Annotated in this window: 19 protein-coding genes; 8 read left to right on the top strand and 11 right to left on the bottom strand. The window is 43.8% G+C overall.

Annotated features, from left to right (window positions below):
• Nucleotides 1-80: 80 nt before the first annotated feature.
• Nucleotides 81-1,547 carry a hypothetical protein gene (locus AC04MM_RS03490; RefSeq protein ID WP_475378924.1) on the top strand — a complete coding sequence of 489 codons (1,467 nt, stop codon included), beginning with the start codon at nucleotides 81-83 and terminating at the stop codon, nucleotides 1,545-1,547.
• A gap of 18 nt (nucleotides 1,548-1,565) precedes the next feature.
• Here AC04MM_RS03490 and AC04MM_RS03485 read toward each other — a convergent pair whose 3' ends face one another.
• The gene (locus tag AC04MM_RS03485; RefSeq protein WP_475378923.1) at nucleotides 1,566-2,345 is read right to left on the bottom strand and encodes an acyltransferase; all 780 of its coding nucleotides are present in this window, start codon (nucleotides 2,343-2,345) and stop codon (nucleotides 1,566-1,568) included.
• Nucleotides 2,346-2,437: 92 nt separating this feature from the next.
• Between AC04MM_RS03485 and AC04MM_RS03480 the strand changes: the two genes are divergently transcribed.
• Nucleotides 2,438-2,971 (top strand): hypothetical protein, encoded by a 534-nt coding sequence (locus AC04MM_RS03480; protein WP_475378922.1) that lies wholly within the window; start codon nucleotides 2,438-2,440, stop codon nucleotides 2,969-2,971.
• 20 nt (nucleotides 2,972-2,991) lie between these two features.
• On the opposite strand, the gene AC04MM_RS03475 is transcribed toward AC04MM_RS03480, so the two are convergent.
• The 6 genes from AC04MM_RS03475 to AC04MM_RS03450 all read right to left on the bottom strand — a co-directional run bounded on the left by AC04MM_RS03475 (nucleotide 2,992) and on the right by AC04MM_RS03450 (nucleotide 10,310).
• Entirely contained in the window at nucleotides 2,992-4,128 is a 1,137-nt protein-coding gene (locus AC04MM_RS03475; RefSeq protein WP_475378921.1) for a hypothetical protein, read from the bottom strand.
• Between the two features lie 31 nt (nucleotides 4,129-4,159).
• Complete coding sequence (locus AC04MM_RS03470; RefSeq protein WP_475378920.1) at nucleotides 4,160-5,320, bottom strand: aminotransferase class V-fold PLP-dependent enzyme; 1,161 nt, start codon at nucleotides 5,318-5,320, stop codon at nucleotides 4,160-4,162.
• A gap of 8 nt (nucleotides 5,321-5,328) precedes the next feature.
• Entirely contained in the window at nucleotides 5,329-6,435 is a 1,107-nt protein-coding gene (locus AC04MM_RS03465; RefSeq protein WP_475378919.1) for a tryptophan 2,3-dioxygenase family protein, read from the bottom strand.
• A gap of 34 nt (nucleotides 6,436-6,469) precedes the next feature.
• Nucleotides 6,470-7,477 carry a S8 family peptidase gene (locus AC04MM_RS03460; RefSeq protein ID WP_475378918.1) on the bottom strand — a complete coding sequence of 336 codons (1,008 nt, stop codon included), beginning with the start codon at nucleotides 7,475-7,477 and terminating at the stop codon, nucleotides 6,470-6,472.
• 269 nt (nucleotides 7,478-7,746) lie between these two features.
• Entirely contained in the window at nucleotides 7,747-8,874 is a 1,128-nt protein-coding gene (locus AC04MM_RS03455) for a GGDEF domain-containing protein (RefSeq protein ID WP_475378917.1), read from the bottom strand.
• 140 nt (nucleotides 8,875-9,014) lie between these two features.
• Nucleotides 9,015-10,310, bottom strand: a complete 1,296-nt coding sequence (locus AC04MM_RS03450; RefSeq protein ID WP_475378916.1) for a hypothetical protein — start codon at nucleotides 10,308-10,310, stop codon at nucleotides 9,015-9,017.
• A gap of 231 nt (nucleotides 10,311-10,541) precedes the next feature.
• Here AC04MM_RS03450 and AC04MM_RS03445 point away from each other — a divergent pair, with 231 nt between their 5' ends.
• Entirely contained in the window at nucleotides 10,542-10,871 is a 330-nt protein-coding gene (locus AC04MM_RS03445; protein WP_475378915.1) for a hypothetical protein, read from the top strand.
• Between the two features lie 87 nt (nucleotides 10,872-10,958).
• Complete coding sequence (locus tag AC04MM_RS03440) at nucleotides 10,959-11,489, top strand: DUF4442 domain-containing protein (RefSeq protein ID WP_475378914.1); 531 nt, start codon at nucleotides 10,959-10,961, stop codon at nucleotides 11,487-11,489.
• Here the strand turns inward: AC04MM_RS03440 and AC04MM_RS03435 are convergent.
• Nucleotides 11,486-12,076: a rhomboid family intramembrane serine protease gene (locus tag AC04MM_RS03435; protein WP_475378913.1), complete on the bottom strand. Its 591-nt coding sequence runs from the start codon at nucleotides 12,074-12,076 to the stop codon at nucleotides 11,486-11,488. The genes AC04MM_RS03440 and AC04MM_RS03435 overlap by 4 nt on opposite strands.
• A 157-nt stretch (nucleotides 12,077-12,233) precedes the next feature.
• On the opposite strand from AC04MM_RS03435, the gene AC04MM_RS03430 reads away from it, so the two are divergent.
• A complete protein-coding gene (locus tag AC04MM_RS03430) occupies nucleotides 12,234-13,700 on the top strand; it encodes an acyl-CoA dehydrogenase family protein (protein WP_475378912.1) in 1,467 nt (488 codons plus the stop codon).
• Here AC04MM_RS03430 and AC04MM_RS03425 read toward each other — a convergent pair whose 3' ends face one another.
• From AC04MM_RS03425 to AC04MM_RS03415, 3 genes are read right to left on the bottom strand one after another with little or no spacing between them, the layout of a single operon-like run.
• Nucleotides 13,701-14,741, bottom strand: coding sequence for a zinc-binding dehydrogenase (locus tag AC04MM_RS03425; protein ID WP_475378910.1), 1,041 nt, complete (start codon nucleotides 14,739-14,741; stop codon nucleotides 13,701-13,703).
• Between the two features lie 27 nt (nucleotides 14,742-14,768).
• A complete protein-coding gene (locus AC04MM_RS03420) occupies nucleotides 14,769-15,287 on the bottom strand; it encodes a hypothetical protein (protein WP_475378909.1) in 519 nt (172 codons plus the stop codon).
• Nucleotides 15,288-15,306: 19 nt separating this feature from the next.
• Nucleotides 15,307-16,041 (bottom strand): heavy-metal-associated domain-containing protein, encoded by a 735-nt coding sequence (locus tag AC04MM_RS03415; RefSeq protein WP_475378908.1) that lies wholly within the window; start codon nucleotides 16,039-16,041, stop codon nucleotides 15,307-15,309.
• Nucleotides 16,042-16,206: 165 nt separating this feature from the next.
• On the opposite strand from AC04MM_RS03415, the gene AC04MM_RS03410 reads away from it, so the two are divergent.
• The 3 genes from AC04MM_RS03410 (at nucleotide 16,207) to AC04MM_RS03400 (ending at nucleotide 18,788) form a co-directional block, all read left to right on the top strand.
• Complete coding sequence (locus AC04MM_RS03410) at nucleotides 16,207-17,079, top strand: sterol desaturase family protein (RefSeq protein ID WP_475378907.1); 873 nt, start codon at nucleotides 16,207-16,209, stop codon at nucleotides 17,077-17,079.
• A gap of 139 nt (nucleotides 17,080-17,218) precedes the next feature.
• On the top strand, nucleotides 17,219-18,205 hold the full coding sequence (locus AC04MM_RS03405) for an extracellular solute-binding protein (protein WP_475378906.1): 987 nt from the start codon (nucleotides 17,219-17,221) through the stop codon (nucleotides 18,203-18,205).
• The gene (locus AC04MM_RS03400; RefSeq protein ID WP_475378905.1) at nucleotides 18,189-18,788 is read left to right on the top strand and encodes an energy transducer TonB; all 600 of its coding nucleotides are present in this window, start codon (nucleotides 18,189-18,191) and stop codon (nucleotides 18,786-18,788) included. Before AC04MM_RS03405 ends, AC04MM_RS03400 begins: the two co-directional genes overlap by 17 nt.
• The last annotated feature ends 30 nt before the right edge of the window (nucleotides 18,789-18,818 follow it).

Below are 18,818 nucleotides of genomic sequence, written 5' to 3'. Positions count from 1 at the left end.
TTATGAAATAACTAGACCTTTAGATTGTTACCAGAGAAGCCCTGATGGTCAACCCTCTTAAAACACGATATAATTTAAGCATGGGCCGTTATCTCATTATTGATCGTGAAGAAAAGGCTATTGAACAAATCGTGGATTCGCTGCGTGCGATCGACGTCCAGGCACAGATTGAAAAATTCAGTGATATCACAGATTTCGAAAAACACGCCAATTCATTACCGCCAGAAGAGATCGCCTCATTTTGGACCTTTGATCTTATGGTCCTTGATTATGCGCTTTATGCGTTTAGCATCTGGCCCGATAAAATCTCCAAACTAAAAGCCCAGAACAGCAAAGAATTCTACGTGGTACTGACCGGCTACGAGAATAACCACACCGCTGCAAAGTTTATCCGCCCGCTTGATATTTACAATTTCATTTTTAAGCCGTTCGATGCCCTGATTTTAAAAGAGAGTTTAAACTTAGCTATAAAAATTAAGAAAAAAGCGCAACCTCTTGAAATGAAATCACAAAGTGCCACAGCCTTTATCGCCCTGCTTAAAGAAGTAGAGATTCAGACGATATCCGAACTGGGCTTTGTGACATTGAGCGATTCGCAGATCGAAGCCGGCAGCGCTTCTAAATATTTTTCGGCCCTGTTTTTACACGGCAAAAAGCAAAGCGTGTGGGCCCAATGTATGATCAGCGTTCCGCACCCGCAAAAACCCGGATTTTTTATTAATAAATTTCAGTTCTTTGCTGCCGAACAGCCGCTACTCAACGTACTACGTAAATATATCGCAGCCCACAAAGCTGATCAGGTCTCAAGTGCGCTGTGGAACTTTAACCCGCCCAAACAGACCTTACCGCTTAAACTTGCGCTGATCGGCATGGATAACGAAGATAACAAAAACCTGATCACAGAAATCCAGAGCCGCTATAAAAACCTGACCTGCGAGATCGTAAAACTTGACCCGAGCAAAAAAGCGACCGGTGCGCCGACATTTGACCACGACATCACCATCAATACGACCGAGATCAAATTTGAGAATTTTTCTGGCTACTTTAAAAAAGAATGTGTTCACCTGCTCTACACCGGTACAGCGCCAAAAGAAGATGATTTAAAACAACTGGCCCACGAGTACCGCGATGTGTTTATCAAACCGCTGGATCGTTCCTACTTCTATAAAAAATTAAAGATTCATGTGAGCGGCTTATCAGAAAAAGACCCGAATCACCTGATCAATGTGACCACCAAAGAAACCATGAAGGTCGCAAACAAAGTTAAGATCTCTGAAATTTCTGAACTGTATGTGAATCTGGTGTACAGCCGCGAACTGCACTTTAAAGAATTTCGTGAGTTTGTGTTTTTAAGTGATGATGAAACCCAGAACGTTGAGTTACCCGCATTCTGCCATTACACCGAAAAAGCCCCCAGCGGTGGCGGTAAAGATGAAGCCGCAGGGTTTTTACACCAATTCGTCTTTTTTGGTATGACCGATCACCTGTTAAAACAGATTCGTCTGTGGTTACTGCATAACTACATTATTTCAAATCAAAAAGAATAGCTTAAGATAACGCGGCAATTAACCGTGAACTTGCGACTGCACACCGTATTTTTCGCCGGCTGCAACGATGGTTTTCGGCAATACCGCCGAGTTCGGAAGCACCGTTGCCCGTTCTTCGATGGTCACCCCGCCTAAAAGCTTGGCGCCAAGACCTACCATGGCACCTTTTTTAAGATGCAATTTATCAATCACCAGATAACCCTTCATCCCGTAATGGGCCATCATAAAAGCCGAACCACCGATCGTAACGTAATCATCAAGCCTGATCAGGCACGGGTCTGAAATATTAGAAGTATTGATCACCACGTTTTTACCGATTTTCATCCCCATCATTTTAAAAAATAAAATATTTAATGGCGATGGAGTCAGAAACTCCAGGATCGTATAACGTACTAAGTACGTTAGGGCATTATGGTAATACCACGGGATCGATTCAAGCGAATACCAGGCACCGCGGTAAGGGCGCACAAATGGGATCAGTGGCGCATTAAAAAGCGGAACAATAAAAATCAGACATAAGATGAATGAAATAAACCCTGCACCGGCACACATGCCGTAACACAGTGATTTTACAAATAACGAATACCCTTCAACCCAGACATTCACCTGCTGAAAGAAGTAAATCGCCGGCGTAATCGCAAACCCAAGAATCACCACATAGAGTAAAACCAACGGCAGTAAAAACAGAATAAAGGCCACGGTTGAAAACTTACGGATCAGGTTTTCAAGCATGGCCATCGGGCCTTTTTTAAGAGAACGTGTAGAATTTATATCAGTGTGGGCCTCTTGTTTGCTCATATAACAATGATCAGCTTAAGCCCCCTATAAGTAAACACAAAAAATGGGATTTCTCTTAAAGATCTGCCACCTTTTATGGTACTTCTTCACCCATGGAAAACTCACAAACAAATTCTGGTTGCGGCTGCGCGATCTGCCAACATAAAAAGACTCCTTACCAATGCGGAATTTGCAGTGATTCTCTGTGCAAATCCTGCGTGCAGTTTTTGCCGGAAACCGCATTTCAGTTTATGCAATCCCGCCCGCAAGAGTTAAACCACAGCACATATTGCAGCGTTTGTTTTGATCAACATGTAGCCACGGCCTTAACAAATTATGAAGCCACTCTTTCACAGGCGCAGGAGATTCTGGTTTTTGACAAAAGCCAGGGTAAAGAAACGCGTTTTGTAAAACGCCTGGAAAAACCGATTTCGGTTGAAGGCGTAGACGAACAAGATGTTACCATGAAATTGGCCTTTATCGCCGTTGAAAAAAAATACAATGCGCTTGTCGATGTCGACGTTAAAGCCGTAAAAGTGCGTGACGGTTCTTACCAAACGATGGCCTATTCAGCAAAAGCCATCCCTGCCAATGTGAGCGATCGAAAACTGATGAAAGATCGCTCCCTGTGGTCGGATCCGAATTAATTTCGCAACAGGCCTGTTAGCTATTTACCGAAGGCCTTTTTCTTTAAGACTTTTAAATCAGCCCGCACATCCGGTGGGATATCCGTGCCGCGGGTGCCGGAATAGCTTAAAGTTATTTCTTCTTCATATTCTTTATAGCACTTTTGCGCACTGACAGTGTTTGGATATTTGACGATACACTCTCGCAAGAACATATGCGCCAACGAGAAAAACACGTTGTTCGACATCTGATTATCACTGATGGCTAGCCAATACAGAATTTCAGGAGCCGCCGAAGAATCTGCGTGACCCTGCAGATACTCATATAACACCCCAGACACCCACGCATAGGTCACCAAATTATAGGGCTGATCTTTAACTTGCAGATGCTTTTGCGCAAGTTGCAAAACTTCCTCAGCTGACCAAGCCGGCACATTTTTAAAGTTCATTTTTTCAAACATCTTAAACTGGGTAATCCAATCGCTGATCTGCGTACGTAGAGTTTGTGGTAATTTTTTAATTAACCGGTATTTTTCTAACTTTTTTACCGCTGCCTTTGGATCACGCTTGATGCGGCTATAATATACAACCACTCTTTCCAGGGCGCGCTCGACTTCAAAATTTTCATCACTGCCTTTTTCAATGGCAAAGTCATAAAGCCTTAGGGCGTCCTGAAAACTTCGTGCCGCAAATAAAAATTCGGCCTGCTCAAATTCAGAATAAAACGATCCATCTTCTTTAAATTGCAACAACGCTTTATCCATCGCCGGCAATTGCGTGTGACAGCTCATGCACACATAGACTGTCGAGTTTAACATCCAACGGGCAAAATCTTTATTTCCCGTTTTATAAACTCGCTCGGTTTCAGCCATATGACTGGTCAGCACTTCACGCGACATTTTAAAATTTTCTATATTCAGCAATGGATCATGCCCGGCCGCGACCGATAAACGCGACATTTCTTTTAAGCGTTGTGAAATCTCAACCGTATTTTTAGGGTCAGAAAACCGTTTTTCTGAAACCATGTATTTTCGCAAAGACATTAATTCACTTAAAAACTGCTGCATCAGTGCTTTTGTCGTTACAGTTCCTGATGAGGCTAGCACCGGCTCTTTTTGCGCCGAAGCTACAGCCGATAACAAAAATACACAACAGAGAGACATTAAACGGATGTTCATAACTTTCCTGACTTTTTCTGGGTTAACACTTTCATTTAAGCTCCTTTAAATTGATATGGTTATCCTGGTATAAACCAAAGCCAAAACGCCAACGGCTGCCACGATAGTCAGTTCGAATTCCTGCCTGATAAAACGCATCGTGCAGCATTTTTGTCGTCTCAGCTGAAATCATATCAAAGGTGAGAAAGTGGCCATGATGATCCAGATCATGTTTTAAAAGATTTTTTTCATTTAGCCATTTACTGTACTTAGGGTGGGCCCATTTAGTGATATCATCGATAAACACTTTCTGCAGGGCTTGCACATGCTGATGTATCTTCTCAACTGAGATATTGTGAGAAGCAAACAGTTTTAGCGCAGCCTCTAGCCGGTAAAGCGCCGAAAAATCCATGGTGCTTCCGGCAAAACGGTAACCATCTTCGGAATAGACAACCTGTCCACCTTGGTTAGCCAGACCAGAAAAGCCGGCAAACCAACCGGTATTTACCGGCATTAGCTGCGTGCCTTTCGGCACCACCATAAAACACGCCCCTTCACCGCCCTGGGCGTACTTATATGATCCAGCAATATAGAATATTCTTTCCTCTAGGGCCTGCAAATCCGTCGGCAAAGCCATAAAGGCATGATAACCATCAACAGCGATGATCGTCTCCGGGTTTGTCACCTGGCTGACTATGCCGACCAGATCCTTAACCGCAAAACCAGAGTTAAAAAACACCTGACTGAAAAACACCAGATCCCAGTCCTGGGCCTTAAGATGTTCTTTAAAGCGGTTTTCAAAAATCGCAAAAGGTTGCGTAGGTACTTTGACCACCTCAACCAGCTGCTCTTCGATAAGTCGGTTAATCTGGCGGTCGAAACTGTAAAACTCTGAATCTGTGGTCAGGATTCTGATTTTTTTACCGGGCTTAAAACAACTCAAAAGTCTTCCGACAAACTCGTGGGTGTTCGGGGCAAACACGACCTGCTCCGGATACGACAAATTCAGCACATCAGCGATCAGCTTCTGAGCACTTGGAATCTTGCTGGCGAAAATGTAATTCCACTTATCATCGACAAATTTGGCCGAGTCATTCCAGTACTCTAGATGAGCCTCACGGGTCACATCGGGCCAGTAGTGATGGGAGTGGCTGGCATAGTGCTGTATCCCGGGATTGGCGTTTAAAAAATGCTGGTAAAACTTTTTATACATTCGTAAGCCTAAGGCGCATCCCAAAAGTTCAGTTGTTTTTTAATCTCTGCCGGAATTTTTGGTAAGCGTGAGCGCGGGATTAAATACGTTGATAGATTAAACAAATCCACAAACACACGGTTGTTATCAGCGGCTTTTTTTAAATACGTATGCCCTGATGAACCACCGGTTCCGATTTTTGTACCCAACATGCGCTGGGCTAACAGCGCGTGACGATAGCGCCAGGTCGTAAAATTTTCATCGATATCCATCAAAATAGTCATCATCTGAAATGGCATCGATAACATCGGCTCGTCTCGGTAAAGCATAATAAATAACGCATTTAAAATTGCCTTCTGTGACAGCTTACGCTGGCCGGTCTCAACGATCTTTTTATGCGCCTCTTCGTTAAATAAATTATCAAAGGACTCTTTCGTAAGCCTTAGGTTTTCTAACTGCATCGCCTTATCTTTATCTGATAAGTGGGCGGCATTGGCCTCGATTGTGGCCTTATCGTCAGCCAAAATCGTATTAATTGTCTTTTGGTATTCATCCCAGAAATTGAAATTTTCTTTATTCGTAAACGGCGTGCGCTCTAACCACGTCTCTAAAAGGCGCAACATTGACGGCACAGCCTCAAGGCTTGATAAACGGGCGCGGTCTTTTTCGTTTAAACGTCCCAGGAAAAATTCGCGGTCAATGCCTTCGCGGTCAACTGTGTTTAATCCCAATTTAATTTCAATTTCGCGAAACTGGGTGCTCTGAAAACCCGAAGCCGGCGACAGCAGACTTCTGAATTCTAAAAAATCCATCGGGGTCATTGTTTCTAAAACTTCAAAATTATTCTGAAACCCCGCCTGGATTTTACGGATACGGTCCAAACGCTGGATAATAGAACTGAAATCTCTGTCTTCAACCACCGGTTTTTTGAATGTGGCCAACACCGCATCTAAATCATGAAGGATCTGTTTAAACCACAATTCGTAGGCTTGATGGACCACAATAAATAAGGTTTCATCATGAGCTTCTGGATCACTTTGCGTGGCAAATTTTCTGCTTAAGGGCTCTTGGCAGGAAAGAAACTTTTCAAGCATTAAATAATCGTTGTAGTACACTGGGCCTTGATTCTTGTGCATTTAAAAAAATCCTTATGGTTAAGTCATAAAAAGCTTAGGGTATTTCGCCTAATAAGGCCATCTGAAACTTGGTGCGTCCTTTAAGCGCTGGGTTAAAAACCGCTTCTTTAAATAACTGGTCAATGGCACCTTTATAATCTGCTGTTTTTTTATCCGCGATGACGGCAGCCAAGTGCCCGGTCACAAAAGCCGTTGCCTGCGATGTGCCACTTAAAAAACCGTACTTATTATTGGGAAGTGTCGAATAAATCAGTTTACCCGGCGCCGCAAGATCGACGGTGTTTTTTCCGTAATTACTAAAGTCGGTCAGGCCGCCACCTTTTTCAATGGCGGCCACTGAGATCATATTATCAAGCCGGTAGCTTGCGGGGTAGTAACGAATGACATCCGTGTCCTCTTGCTCATTCCCTGCTGCAACGACCATGAGAATTCCAAGTTTACGCGCCTTCTCGATCGCCTGCAGCTCTGTCAGGACGGGCTCAGCCCCTCCCGCAGAATAGTTAATGACCTGCGCTTTCATCCGTGAAGCATAGTGAATGGCTTTAATTGTATTGATCACATTGACCTTGGCAGAGGCTTGGGGGTTAAAGTACTTAAGCACCATTAAACTCAAGTCACCGCGTCCTGGTTTTTTGTGTTTAAACTCTTTCTGGATAATGCCGGCCACGTGTGTTCCATGGCCATCGTTGTCGATCACTTTATTATTGTTATCGACAAAATTCCATCCATTGATATCGTCAACGTACCCGTTATTATCATCGTCAACACCGTTAGAGGCCTTATCACGTCCTATTTTGTCTTTCCCCGTTTCGCCGGCATTAATCCAGATCGAATTTTTTAAATCTTTATGTTCAATATCTACACCGGTATCAATGACTGCGACGACAACATCGTCTTTGACCGCTTTGGCACTGTTAGACAGTAAACAGACCATTAAAAATCCCGCACTGACAAAGAGCGATTTCGACAGCGTTTTCGGCGCTACAACCATCGCGGTTAATGTTTTAGATAAAGCTTCGCCCTTAATGAATGATGTGTTCATTTTCCCCTCCGAACATTTAGTTTTGTTTGTTATTGCTTTGACAGTTACGTCACACAAAGTATCAAAGCAATCGCGATACCAGCGCGGCTATAGCGTATATGAGAGGGGAAAACTGTCTAAGGTGTAACCTGTATATAAATCTCTAGACAGTGTTAGAAATCGTACTGTTAGGAATCTTACACTGTGGCTCTATGACCACAGCTTTTATCTGCAATAAAAAAAGCCAGCAGGATCTGCTGGCTTTGCTGTTAGTAATGTAACACTTAATCTTAAGCTACGCGAGCTGGCTTTGGCACTGATGACGGAGCCACTGTGTACTGGTTGCGGCCTGAGTTTTTCGACTTATATAAAGCCGTATCCGCCCGTTTTACCCAGTCTGAAGCATTTTCAGTTTCTAATAACTGGGCAATACCCATCGACACCGTAAAACGCACGACCGACTCACCATGCACAAAAACTTCCGAACGGATTCGTTTCTGCACTTCTTCGGCGCGCACCAGAGCATGTTCAATGGCATGGTTTGGCAGAATCACCACGAACTCTTCTCCACCGATACGGGCCACCATCTCGGCATCTTTATGAAAAACTGATTTTAAGATACGTACACACTCTTTTAACACGAAATCACCGATATCGTGGCCATAGGTATCATTGATCTTTTTGAAAAAATCGATATCCATAATGATCAGACTCACCTGCATCGGGTTCATATTGTTTAAATGCACATACTTTTTAACGGTTTCATCAAAGCTTTTGCGGTTATGAGCACCGGTTAAGTGATCTAGATTTAATGACGAGTTGGCTTCGAGCAGCTGTTTTTTGACCGTGTCTAAATTTTTCTTCACCGAAGTTAGACGTTTTTTACGGGTTTCATTTTTAGCATGCTGGTGCTCGACATACAGGTTAATAAACTGACGCGATTTTTTACGTAGGGTTTCAAGCGAGTTCGCTTCGACCGCTTCTTTTAGATCCTGCAGATGCGTTGATAGCTGTTCGTCTTTGGCCGAATCCTCGCGGATATCTTCAGATAGCTGGTCAGCTAAGTCCCAGACGATACGTTTAAAGTCATCAAAGGTATTTTGAATGTAGGTTGACTCATCAACACGGTAGCTCGAAAAAAACAGGCGGATTTCTGACAGACACTTTTCAACGTTTTTAGGATCCGGATCAACCAGCCCTTTAGCCATCAAATCCAATTTTTCACGCACTTTTCTGACCGAGTGTTTTTCCATATCGAAGAGATGTTTGTTATACACATCCATGATATAAAGCAGTGTTGCTTTTTCTTCGCTGATCACCGGCATTTTTTTAATCGGCGCAGAATCAACGCTGATCGAATCCGAATCGGCAAATGAGATATCCAATTGCTGCAATAATTTAACAACCCATTGTTTCAAAGGAGCCTCCACAAAGCGCCCTAAAGGGCGACCAATACATCTTTCTTTTCGGCTTTTTGACATTCGGGTTTTATGATTATTTAAAATTTTCGCTGTTTCATTGTGATACAGGACAGGTGATAAGTGTGACAAAGAAGCTACTAGTTAAACAATGCCTGACACATTCCTACCGTAGCGCCGCGCGGCTCGGCGCGCTCTGAGGCTAGCTGGCTCGCTCGTGCTTTTGGTTCAAGCTTATCCTGAACCACTGATGCGGCATCATTAACCAGATTTTCTAATTGGCGTTGGTTTCTAAATAGGATATTGGCTACCTTGCTATTTTCCAGCCACTGAATCACTTTATTTGATTTCATCAAGGCAATAAGCCCAATCGTACCACTGGTCACGATGGCGATGATCGGCGTGTAACCATAAGTCCCCGGCTGCAACACCATACCCATGCTGGCCAGCTGACTCATCACGATGTTGCGCACATCAGATAATCGTTTTAATGCATTTTTTGCCACCGGGTGCTTTTCGGCATTGGCTGCCGCCATCAGTTCGCCCCAGGCAAAACTTGCCATGGTGGTAATCGCAGCTACCTTAAGCGACATCAGCCAAAAATTCGAAGTCATTACGGTTGTGGCCAGATCATGATACGACATGATCGAAGCGCGTAATAACTGAAAGCCCACACTGTATGACAGGTTCGCCAAAAACTGCGACGCGATTACTTTACGGGCGTACACCGCTTCGGCATCGGTGTTGCCGGTCATTTTTCCTGAAATTTTATCTAGGGTTTTCATAATCCGGTGACGCAGCGGCACTGTCATTCTTGACCACAGATCACGATCGAGCGCAAAGGCAGCGGCAAATACCACATTCATCATCACCATCGCAGATTTTTGATAAACATCCATCGATGCCGAGTGAATCCAGATAAAAGAATCAAACGAAGTCGTGATCACTACAATTGATAAACCTAATTTATCGTATCTAAAAGTGTCTTTTACATTTTTGCTGTATGTAGCCCAGCCTGAAGACAGGCTTTCTTTAACCGACGCAAGCTTGCCAATCGGCATAAAGCGGAACATACGATCAGAGTGTTTCTGGTTTTTGGCTACTGTTTCCGCCACGGCCTGATAAATCTCAGGAGTATCGGTCGAAAGTAAAATATCGGTTTTGCGGGTTTCTTCTCGGTCTAAGAATTCAGAAAGCTGCGATGGATGTTCGAGCGGGATTTCGGTGTAAGAAAACTGCGTCGCCCCCTGCGGGCCATCCATATTCATGATCAGGGATTTAGAATCACGGGATTTGCTATCTAGATCTTCTGCTGCTGCTGAAGAAACCTGGCGTTTAAGGCTGCGTAAATACGGCAAAGCCTGCGGTGCCGCTAAGAGCGATACCACCTGCACATAAACCAGTAAAAAAGCCACAGTCGCTTTATAAAATTTCACCCTCTGATGAACTGCAGGGTTTGGACCGCTTTTTAACAGCTATAAAGCAACCTATTGCTTATAGAGCTGCAACAGGTGCGCAAAAGCACAAAAAGTGCCGCCGCCGTCAAAAGCCCATACAGCAGCGAAATAATTAACTAATTTTTATATATCCGGCAGTTGCCGCTGGAGTATTTCAGACCTTCACGGTACAAAATAAAAAAAAACCAATCTATTCGAAGGGGAATTTCCATGAAACAAATTTTAGTCATCGTCAGCGCTTTATTCGCAACGACTTTCGCCTTTGCTGAAGAGCAACCCGCACAACCGGCAAAACAGATTCAGGTGATTTGCGCAGAACAAGCAGTACAGGCTGCTGCGATGTTATTTCAGTTAAACACCAAACTACAACCAACAGACCATAAAGTTGAAATCGTTGATCTGGCGCATGTTGAAGAAGGTGGTTACGAAGTTTATGATGTCATCTTTACTGCCGGTGAGTTAACTTATTCTGCCTACCGTGTTACGACTGAGCTTGGCAGCTGCCAGATCATCAGCTTTGAAATGCCCTTTGCAAATTAATTTTGTTTAAATAGATTAGCAACTCTACTCTAGAGTTACTAATCTGAATCTTCTCGACTTTATCTCGTTTGCGCTTACACTATATCTATGGCGCTCACACTACTTAAAACCGAAAAAAAAGAATCACTGAAAACCAAAGGCTTTCGTATCGGCATGAACTGGTATCCGATGTTCTTTGGTACAGGCGCCAAAATTCTGTTCTGGTCAGGTGACTGGAGCGAAGTGCATTTACGACTTAAATTAAACTTGTGGACCATGAACTACGTGCGCACCATTTTCGGCGGCAGCCAGTTCTCAGCCACCGACCCTTTTTATATGCTGATGTTCATGCACATGCTGGGAAAAGATTTTGTCGTCTGGGACAAATCAGCTTCGATCAAATTTAAACGCCCGGGCAAAAAACCGCTGTACGCTATTTTCAAAATCACGCCGGAAATTTTAACTAAAGTTAAAGCTGACGTTAAAGCCAATGGTGAAACCACACATGTAGCCATCGTGCACTGGGTGGATAAAGACGGCATCATCTACTCAGAACTAGAACGCTCAATTTATATCGCCGATAAAACATTCTATAAAGAAAAACTGGAAAAGCGTAAACTTAACAGCTCTAAATCTTAGTAGGTGCCTTCAGGTTCAGTTGCAAGGGGTAACTCATAAACTTCAGCGGCCAAGAATTCTTTCTGATGCAGAAAAAAATAGACCAGTCCGGTAATAATCCCAAATCCGAAGCCGATCAGGTGGGCGGCATAGCTGACTTCAGGCTTAAACTCCTGCGGTGCAAACAGCACCAAACTTGAAAATAGAGCTACGGCAAAACGTCTGCGCCAGTTCGTTCTACGGTCAACAAAAAAGAATAACGTAAGCCACACAGCTCCCATCCAGTTCACAACCCCGGAAATACCGAGCAGAGCTGTTTGTGGCGACATGGTTGTAAGCGTTAAGGCATTAATTACTCCACCCAGCAAAAATCCCCACAATGGAAACAACGTAAGATTAAAGTATCCGGACAGCAGGACCGCAAATGGTACAAATAATAAAGCATTACCTAACAAATGCCCCATGTCAGCGTGCGAAAACATCGCACTCCACAATCTCCAGTATTGATGTTGCAAAAACACCTGCTCATAGCTGACCGATAAACTGTTCAGCGAAAGCCAATCATAGAAACTTAAACCAAAAATCAGAAGAACTAAAAAAGAAGTCACAGTAAAGCTACGGGCTTTTATTTTTGCGGTGAACCAATTTTTAATAAGCCGGGGCTGGTCTGCTTCCATGATAATAACAATGGGGCGTCTTTCACTCTTGGCAAGGTGCAGACCCATAAGACTTGACTTAAATGCGATTAACGGGCCCCCTATATTTATGAGAGATTTTTACCAACACGGACCAGAGCTTGTAAATACCTTTACTTCGGATAACTACTTAAAACCTTTCTTAGAAAAAAATGTTCCCAAAGAATATCACAAAGCTATTTTTGAACACCTGACTCATGTCGGTCAGTTAGCTGCAGGCCAGTGGTTAAGCTGGGCTCAAGAGGCTGAAGCGCACCCGCCAAAACATGTCCCGTTTTCTCCCTGGGGTAAGCGCATTGATAACATAGAAACCTCTGAAGGCTGGAAGAACCTGGAAAAAGCTGCAGCCACCGAAGGTATTGTGGCAACAGCCTACGAACGCAAACAAAAAGAGTTTTCACGTTACTACCAGATGGCGCTATTATATCTTTACTCACCGTCGAGTGCTTTTTACTCGTGTCCGCTGGCTATGACCGATGGCGCTGCCCGGGCCCTCGAACTTTACGGTGATACTGATTTAAAAGAAAAAGCTTTTAAAAATTTAACCTCGCGTGACCCAAAAACTTTTTGGACCTCTGGCCAATGGATGACCGAACGGACCGGCGGCTCGGATGTTAGTATGACCAGCACGACCGCTAAAAAGATCGATGCCAAAAACTACACTCTCTCAGGCACTAAATGGTTTACCTCGGCCACAACATCTCAGATGACACTGACACTGGCGCGACCAGACGGCGCAACTCACGGCAATAAAGGGTTATCGCTTTTTTATCTTGAACTGCGGGATCAAAATAACCAGCTCAACAACATTGAAGTGCACCGCCTTAAAGATAAATTAGGAACCAAAGCACTGCCTACAGCCGAGCTGACTTTACATAACACGCCGGCGCGTTTGATTGCCGGTGAAGGTGATGGCGTAAAAAAAATCGCCAGCGTGTTAAATATCACGCGTGTTTACAATTCGATCTGTGCCCTCGGACATTCACGCCGCGCTTTAGATTTAGCCTGGGATTACGCCAAACGACGTGTGGCCTTTGGTGATGCCATTATTAATCATCCACTGCACCGCAAGACTTTACAACATCTTGAAGATGAATTTAAAAAGTGTTTTGATTTAACGTTTTTTGTCGTTGGTCTTTTAGGTAAAGAAGAATGTGGTGTTGCCACCGACCTTGAGAAAAAATTATTACGGGCCCTGACACCGATTATAAAACTATATACCGCTAAAAAATCGATCTTGATTGCAAGTGAGGCTCTCGAAGCTTTCGGCGGCGCGGGCTACATTGAAGACACCGGACTTCCACGACTGTTACGTGATGCCCAGGTGTTTTCAATCTGGGAAGGCACAACTAATGTTTTGGCCATGGACTTTATGCGCGTGTGCGAAAAAGAAGATGGCGTTGCCGCTTTGGGCGAATTTTTAATGAAAAAAGGCTCAACAAAAGTTGGCCAGCTGATGGATCCAAAATGGAAAGACCCAGCGAATGCGCGTGAGTTGGTATTTTTGGTTGCGGACACAGTTGCCGAAGTGCTTTAGCTAATCCACCAGCAAGACAATTTTACCGACTGTTTTGCCTGACTCTAAAGCCTGGTGAGCCAAACCCACGTCCGCAAACTTAAAAGTCGTAGTCTTTAATGGTTTGATTTTTTTCTCGACAGCTAAGCGCATAAGATCGGTCATGGCTTCGTTTGCCAAATCCTGTCTGGCAAATAAAAATGATAAATTAAAACCGACCACAGATTTATTGTCGGTAATTAATTGCAGCGGATTAAACCTGGGGGTTTTAATTAAGCCAACCAGTGCTTTAAAATAATTAACCCGGCCAGAGCCACCTCCGCGCGGAAGCAACGAGTGCGCCCCGTAAGAGATCAGCTTTCCCACCGGACGTAAATGTTTGTACCCGTCACTTAAAGTCGTATACCCATTGGCATCAAAGATGACATCATACCCCCCGGGTGCAATCTTTTGGGCTTCATGCCACAGATTTTGGGTGGATTTATCGATGACGTAATCAGCCCCCAATGCTTTCACATCACCCACCTTATGGGAAGAACCTACCACCCCGGTTACGGTAAAGTTAAACGCCTTTGCCAGTTGCACCAGAGCTGAACCAACACCGCCGGCGGCTGAGTGCACCAGTAAATGTGACTTCGGGTAAATTTTTACCAGCTGAAAAAGGGCATGGTAGGCGGTAAAAAACACCGTCGGAAAACCTGCCGCTTCTGTTAATGAAAATCCATTCGGCAAATGAAACAAATTTGCCTCTTTAACTTTAACTTCAGTGGCATAAGCGTTAAACAATGTAATACCCACGACCTGATCGCCGACTTTGAAACGGGAAACTCTATCGCCAATTGATTTTACTTGTCCTGAAAATTCAAAGCCCGGCGTGATCGGCCAGCCGACATATTTTTTTGCCGATTCGTACACACCAAAGCGCACCAGACAGTCGGCATAATTTACGCCGATGGCTTTTACACTGACCACCACCGAATCCCTATCGGATTCTAGATCTGCAAATTCTTGGATCTGCAATTTGTCATAGCCTCCGGGACTCGGGATAACTATTTTTTTCATTCTGCCGAATCCTCGTTTGCTAAAATATTAAAAATCAATCCACACGGTAAAATATGGATCAACGCGGTTATCTACATAAGCTGGAGAAATCGGACTACCGTCGATTTCGTCAAAAGTGAAGTTTTTTTGACTAAGCTGCGGCCCGATTGAAACTTTATCTAGGGCAAAACGATATCCGATATCCACTTGCGTGCCGTTTCCTTTATACCCGCCAGAAAGCGCTGGGTTAATAAAGTAGGTGCCCATAATATAAAAACCCTGATTTTTCTTATGCAGGTAGCCGATAGACGGGCCAAGCCCCGTGCGATTCATACTTCCACCGGGATATTCATTTTGCTCTGAACCGTATTTAAAGCCTAAGGCAAAACCGTTACCCCAGATTTTACCGGCGCCAAAATCAATCAATGTCCGGGTGATACTGCTGGTGCCCCCATCGACTCCGCGGTCTTCGCTGATGTACATAAAGCCAAGTGTGGTGTAACCGGCGGCGAAGGTTTTCATCGGTAATAAAACAAGTAAAGTTGATAATAAGTATTTAAACGACATACCAAAATTGTATGAGGTTTTATCCAATAGACAAGCTGTAAAGCGCCATTAAGACCATAGCTAGGTTCTCAGCGACTGTCACCCAAGACAATGGTAAATTAAAACCGGCCCCGAGACAGGCGCATTGAATCTGATTCTTCGAAGTGATCTTTTGCACAACCCCAACCGTCGTCACACTTAAGACCAAAACAGTTAAAATATTGGCGGCTTTTAACCCGACTCCGGCGACAAATAACAACCCCAAAGCCAACTCAATAAACGGATAAAGTCTGCCGTAACCACGGATGGTTTTAGCCAAAGGATCATACTTTGCAAAAGCCGTACTAAATGCCTGTAAATCTAAAAATTTAAAAAACGACAGGCCGATAAAAAAGCCTGCCATCAACTGGCGCATAAACACCATCGCTGAAAAATGCCCTTGGCTATATTGCCAGGCCACACTGACCGCCACAATAAAAGAGAACAGAACAATTAATGGTTTGTATGTCTTAAAAGCTGATTCTTTACCATTGATCGCACTCACGTCTGCGCCACTGTGATCATCATCGTAGTCGGCAGAATACTTTGGCAAATCCTCAAGCGCCATTCGCAGCTGTAAAAGTGAAACCGGCTCAACCGAGTCGATCTCAGCCTTTTTTGTGGCCAAGTCGACGTGGACTTTAGCCACACCGTGGAGCTCGGAAATTTTCTGTGTCACTTTAGATACACAGGATTCACAGGTCATGCCATTAATTTTAAAAGTCTGCATCATCATACACTCTTACTAGGAAACTAAATTTATTTTGTGACAAAAAATCCGTCTAAACAGCCACTCGTTTCAAGGTGACAGTGAACGTATTGAAAGACAATTGAAAACCTCACAAAATTTCTTGTACTCTGCCTGCCCCAACTTTATACACTTTAAGCCATGCCAAACCTCATGCCGCAACTGCAGCAATGGGTCGATCGCTTTTTAGTGCCGATAGATGACCCGACCTCACGCCTTTTTCACCTTAATCTGGTGTTTTGCGTTGCATTTATAGTCTTCTGGACGGTCGCAGTTAAGAAAAAAAACTGGCAGCAGGTGATCCGTTGGCGTTATCTAAAAAGAATATTTTTCAATAAAAACTACTGGTGGAATAAATCGAGCCGTTTTGATTACCAGATCTATGCCCTGAACTCTGTGCTGAAAATTTTTATTTTCATCCCGTTTCTGGATGTGACCTTTAACATCTCAATGTTTTTGATTCACACTTTGCAAAAGATCCGTCCAGAGCCTGAAACCCTGCCGCCCAGCAATTTCAGTTTGTTTTTATTCACGCTGGCCTTTTTTGTGTGCGATGATTTTATCCGTTTTATCCATCACTACGGCATGCACCGCATTTCCTGGCTGTGGAAATTTCACCGCACCCACCATTCGGCCACCACACTTACGCCGGTGACACTGTACCGCACTCACCCGGTTGAGTCGGCCATAGCCACTGTACGCAATAGCCTTAGTTTGGGTCTTGCGACCGGACTTTTTGTTTTTCTATTTCAGTCGCAGTTAACCATGACGACGATTTTAGGTGTTAACTTTTTTGGCTTTGCGTTTAATCTGCTGGGCAGCAATCTGCGCCACAGCCATATCGGATTTTCGTTTGGTCTGCTCGAGCGTATTTTCATTTCACCCAAACAGCACCAGATACACCACTCGACAGACCCTAAACATTTCGACCGCAACTTCGGGGTGTCACTTTCAGTGTGGGACCAACTGTTTGGCACCTACGTGTCGGCGAAAAATGTAAAAAAAATACGCTTCGGTTTAGAATAATCTCAATACGTTTTCAACTTACTATCAGCTTAATTTCAACAAGCTAAAGACTGCACTAAATAGTTTGGTTTTTACCCAATACCCCTTATGAGAAGAGCGTCCAATTAAAAAACAATCACTCTAATAAGGAGAGTCGAATATGAAAAAGGCATTACTAATAGCTGCTGCACTTATCTGCTCACAACCAGCTTTCGCTGATTTAACCATCTACACTGACCGCGTTGTTGCAAACTTACAACCGCTCGCCAACGAATTTACGGCTTTAACCGGCGAAAAAATAACTTTCGTAGAGTTAGCCTACCCGACCATCAAGGCAAAAATCGATGCTGAAGGTGATGCTTCGCCGGCCGATTTAATCTTTGTTAAAGACTTTATCTACTTAAACGAACTGGCTGACCAAGGTTACTTCAAGCCTTTCACTTCAACTGCAGTTACTTCTTCTGTTCCTGAACAAATGCGCAACAGCAAAAATCTCTGGACCGCACTTTCTTTCCGCGCCCGTTCGGTAATCTACAATTCAACAACGGTTAACCCTGCTGATATTAAAGACTACACTGACTTAAGCCAGGATATCTGGGCCGGCCGTATTTGCGTTCGTTCTGGCTCACACCCATATAACCACGCCTTAGTGTCTGGCTTAGTTCATAACCTAGGTTCAGAAAAAACGACTGATTTTTTAAAATCATTAATCGCTAATTTAGCCGTTGATCCATTAGCAAACGACAATGCAGTTATTAACGCTATCGCTTCTGGTGTTTGTGATGTCGGTATCGTAAACCACTACTACTTAGCGCAACAGACCGCTGCTAACCCCGCAATCGTAGTAAAAATGGCCTTCGTAAACCAAGGTACAACTGGTACACACACCAACGGTGCCGGGATTGGTATCTTCAAAAATTCTAAAAACCAGGCCGCAGCTGAAAAATTCATGGAATTTATGTTAGCGGATAAAAATCAGCTGCAATGGACAGCTCACCACTTTGACTATCCCGCAAAGGCTAACTTAATCCCTTCATCTTTAATAAAAGACTGGGGCTTATTCAAAACCGAACAAGCTTCCTGGGAAACTCTGGGTAAAAGTACGCCAACCGCTTTACAAATCATCAAAGATGTCGAGTACAAGTAAATTCAATCCATTTATTCTAACTTCACTGGTGGCGCACATGATTTGTGCGTCTCTTTTGTTTTTTAACTCAGGCAAACTAAAATCTGCTGATCCCAAGTTGAACGACATGGTAAATATTGTTCTACACCAATCGGTAAAAAACTTTGCGTTGCCTAAAACAACGGAAGCCAAAGTTAAAACTACCCGGCCGTTAACAGAAAAAACGGCGGATGGTGTTTCTGAAAAAACGCAAGCTAACACGGCTCAGCCGGTGAAAAATTCGACCGAGGGCGGACAAATCGGACGCCTGGCAAAAACTAGCGAAGAAATCTACATTGCCGAACTTAAATACGATCTTGAAAAAAGAAAAAAATATCCCGTCATGGCTAAAAAAATGGGTCACACTGGCCGCGTGACCATCAAATTTGAAATTAACCGCCGTGGCGAAATTATCCATAGCGAAATTTTAGCACCGGCAGCCCATGCAAGCTTAAATGAGTCGGTGCAAAACCTGTTAATTGAAACTAAAACGTTTAAACCTTTTCCGGATGAAATACAGCGCACCACCTGGAAGTTTGTTTTACCTGTTGAGTTTAAACTGTAGTGCTGACACCTTAAGGAGACTGTAATACCG

Source organism: Bdellovibrio sp. SBM16, assembly GCF_056175625.1.
The sequence above is the reverse complement of the archived record's forward strand: the minus strand, read 5'-3'. Positions and strand labels throughout refer to the sequence as shown.

Coding starts and splice junctions, on each gene's coding strand:
- AC04MM_RS03430 (WP_475378912.1), top strand. CDS start 12,234: ATGAGAGATTTTTACCAACACGGACCAGAGCTTGTAAATACCTTTACT.
- AC04MM_RS03460 (WP_475378918.1), bottom strand. CDS start 7,477: ATGAACACATCATTCATTAAGGGCGAAGCTTTATCTAAAACATTAACC.
- AC04MM_RS03405 (WP_475378906.1), top strand. CDS start 17,219: ATGAAAAAGGCATTACTAATAGCTGCTGCACTTATCTGCTCACAACCA.
- AC04MM_RS03490 (WP_475378924.1), top strand. CDS start 81: ATGGGCCGTTATCTCATTATTGATCGTGAAGAAAAGGCTATTGAACAA.
- AC04MM_RS03480 (WP_475378922.1), top strand. CDS start 2,438: ATGGAAAACTCACAAACAAATTCTGGTTGCGGCTGCGCGATCTGCCAA.
- AC04MM_RS03445 (WP_475378915.1), top strand. CDS start 10,542: ATGAAACAAATTTTAGTCATCGTCAGCGCTTTATTCGCAACGACTTTC.
- AC04MM_RS03475 (WP_475378921.1), bottom strand. CDS start 4,128: ATGAACATCCGTTTAATGTCTCTCTGTTGTGTATTTTTGTTATCGGCT.
- AC04MM_RS03440 (WP_475378914.1), top strand. CDS start 10,959: ATGGCGCTCACACTACTTAAAACCGAAAAAAAAGAATCACTGAAAACC.
- AC04MM_RS03400 (WP_475378905.1), top strand. CDS start 18,189: ATGTCGAGTACAAGTAAATTCAATCCATTTATTCTAACTTCACTGGTG.
- AC04MM_RS03470 (WP_475378920.1), bottom strand. CDS start 5,320: ATGTATAAAAAGTTTTACCAGCATTTTTTAAACGCCAATCCCGGGATA.
- AC04MM_RS03415 (WP_475378908.1), bottom strand. CDS start 16,041: ATGATGATGCAGACTTTTAAAATTAATGGCATGACCTGTGAATCCTGT.
- AC04MM_RS03465 (WP_475378919.1), bottom strand. CDS start 6,435: ATGCACAAGAATCAAGGCCCAGTGTACTACAACGATTATTTAATGCTT.
- AC04MM_RS03425 (WP_475378910.1), bottom strand. CDS start 14,741: ATGAAAAAAATAGTTATCCCGAGTCCCGGAGGCTATGACAAATTGCAG.
- AC04MM_RS03410 (WP_475378907.1), top strand. CDS start 16,207: ATGCCGCAACTGCAGCAATGGGTCGATCGCTTTTTAGTGCCGATAGAT.
- AC04MM_RS03420 (WP_475378909.1), bottom strand. CDS start 15,287: ATGTCGTTTAAATACTTATTATCAACTTTACTTGTTTTATTACCGATG.
- AC04MM_RS03485 (WP_475378923.1), bottom strand. CDS start 2,345: ATGAGCAAACAAGAGGCCCACACTGATATAAATTCTACACGTTCTCTT.